The organism is Vibrio sp. D173a, assembly GCF_030248475.1.
Map to the genome: position 1 here is coordinate 1 of NZ_JAHGAH010000655.1, position 759 is coordinate 759.

Annotated in this window: 1 pseudogene; it reads left to right on the top strand. The window is 45.1% G+C overall.

Going from position 1 to position 759, the window contains the following annotated elements:
- Positions 1–565 (top strand): annotated as a pseudogene (locus KIV40_RS28270) (hypothetical protein); the annotation flags it as partial.
- Positions 566–759 lie beyond the last annotated feature (194 nt).

The following is a 759-nucleotide window of genomic DNA, read 5'->3' on the forward strand; positions in this document are numbered from 1 at the left end:
CTCTATCGAAAGTGAATACGTGAATGCCCTGTCTTCATTCCAGCCAGCACCACAAGACTTCACCATCGATAACTACACCATTTCCAGTCCAGAGCAACTGGAGAGCTTTGCTAACACCGGTGAATTGAACTTCACGATTCCATTAGAGCAAGTTCAGCTTTGCGCATTTGATCGCGTTAGGCTTTCAACGGTGCGTGTATTCCTTGAGGGGGAAAACTTACCTTACGGAAAACAACTCAACTTGCGTGTCTCCAGCTCAGGTAACTATGCTGACCGATACGAAAATCAGGACTATCAATTCAGCTCTAACCCAGTATCGCGCGCATTCTACTATCGCCTTGATGATCCAACGACCAATGACGTGAGCATCATCACCGATGGCTCTGTGGCGAATAAGTTCGAGTATGCGTATTTCCAACCGACGCCATTCTCGTCTTGGAATATCACGCTCAACAACTTTGATAAAACGGATCAAACCAATAACCACTACCTAAAAGATGTCGAACAAATTCGCGTCGAATTCCTAGGTAGTGGCATCCCCAATGGCAACAGTTGTTCTCACTAACTAAAGTGCATCTGTAACCAGAAAATCTTAGGTTCTCGTGTGACAACCTAATAGAAAGGCCGACATAATGTCGGCCTTGTTTTGTACAATGTAAGGTTCAGGGTTATGCCCTAATCCATCAAGCTCTTTGACTTGATCGCCTTCTTCGCTAGCTCCTTTGCAAACTCAGCAATATCGGCTTCGAATTCATCAAC